This is a genomic window from Aminobacter anthyllidis, assembly GCF_018555685.1.
Classification (GTDB): domain Bacteria; phylum Pseudomonadota; class Alphaproteobacteria; order Rhizobiales; family Rhizobiaceae; genus Aminobacter; species Aminobacter anthyllidis.
This window is the reverse complement of the sequence record NZ_JAFLWW010000029.1, coordinates 1-1259: the sequence shown is the minus strand read 5'-3', so window position 1 is coordinate 1259 and position 1259 is coordinate 1. Positions and strand designations below refer to the sequence as shown.

Annotated in this window: 2 protein-coding genes and 1 pseudogene; all 3 read right to left on the bottom strand. The window is 63.0% G+C overall.

Annotated elements, in window-relative coordinates; translation table 11 throughout:
• Positions 1–60: 60 nt before the first annotated feature.
• Positions 61–345 (bottom strand): annotated as a pseudogene (locus tag J1C56_RS32695) (transposase domain-containing protein); the annotation flags it as partial.
• A 72-nt stretch (positions 346–417) separates the two neighbouring features.
• Positions 418–768: an IS66 family insertion sequence element accessory protein TnpB gene (gene tnpB / locus J1C56_RS32690; RefSeq protein WP_338001550.1), complete on the bottom strand. Its 351-nt coding sequence runs from the start codon at positions 766–768 to the stop codon at positions 418–420.
• Entirely contained in the window at positions 765–1202 is a 438-nt protein-coding gene (gene tnpA / locus J1C56_RS32685) for an IS66-like element accessory protein TnpA (RefSeq protein ID WP_214394062.1), read from the bottom strand. The genes tnpB and tnpA overlap by 4 nt, the downstream gene beginning before the upstream one ends.
• Positions 1203–1259: the final 57 nt, after the last annotated feature.

The window sequence follows — 1259 nt, the reverse complement described above, 5'->3', positions numbered from 1 at the left end:
GCGCGGCAGGTTCGGATTGAGCTTGCGCACCGGCAACGCCCGGACCTTATCGGTGTCGGAGACGATGGCCAGCTCGGCCTCGGGCGCGCCGGCGGCGAAATCGGTCTCGAGATCTTCGAGTTCGAGCAGCATCTGCCCCAGCTTCTCGGACGAGCGGCCGAAGGCCTTGCGGTTGAAGCGATCGATCCGCAGCTGCAGGCGCTGAATGCGAAGTGCGGCCTCGGCGCGCTCTCTGCGCAGCTGCTCATCGCGTTCGGCGATTGTGGTGTCACGGGCAGAAACGGCCGCCTCCAGAAGCGCGATCCGGGCGAGGAAATCAGCGATTGAGGGAGCTTGTTCTGACACCCAAACTACATACCCGAAAGACCTCGTCTACGGAAGCAAAATCAATACAAAATCAATGACAAACGAGCAAAATTAGCCAGCCAGACGCGGCCGATAAGTCTTGCTCGGCCGGCGCCAGTCGATCCCTTCCAGAAGCAGCGAAAGCTCCGCCTTGGTGAGCGAAACGGCGGCCTGATCCTTCGTGGTCGGCCAGGCAAAACAGCGGTCGGTAAGCCGCTTTGTGAATAAGCAGAACCCTTGGTCGTCATGAGACAAAATCTTGATGATATGACCCTTGCGCCCACGGAAGCAAAAGATCGCGCCAGTGTGCGGATTGAGCGCGAGCACCTGCTGCACCATCCGCGCCAGGCTGTCGATCCCGCGGCGCATGTCGGTCGCGCCGCAGCACAGATAAATCTGGTCGGTCGGCACCACCGTGATCACCTGGTCAACTCCGCCAGGACGATGCGCAGCGCTGTCGGATCGACGGTCCCGTCGATCCGCAATCGCGCGCCGTTCGCAAAGGCCACGACGATCCTGCCGGCCGGGTCCGGGCAATCGGCGACGGGGCGTTCGACCTCCGGCAGATCGTTCACCTCGATCCGCGCGAAGGTCGCCACCGCCTGATCGGCATCGAGTTCGCCGCCGGCCATCTGCTTGCGCCAGGCATAGAGCTGCGACGGAGCTACGCCGAACGCTTCCGCGACCTCCGTCACCGACGACCCCGCCGCGTTCGCCAGATCGACCAACGCGCGCTTCTCGGTGCAACTCCACAGCCTTCGTTGCCGCACGCGCCCGGGCACCGTTGCAAGATCTTCGGCCGCCGCGGCACCGCTTAACTCGGCGACCATATCGCCCCTCGCATGTTCCAATGTCATGGCGCGAAAACTCCATGTTCATCGGCCTATTGCAAGGTGCCTTGGCGCATCGCTTAC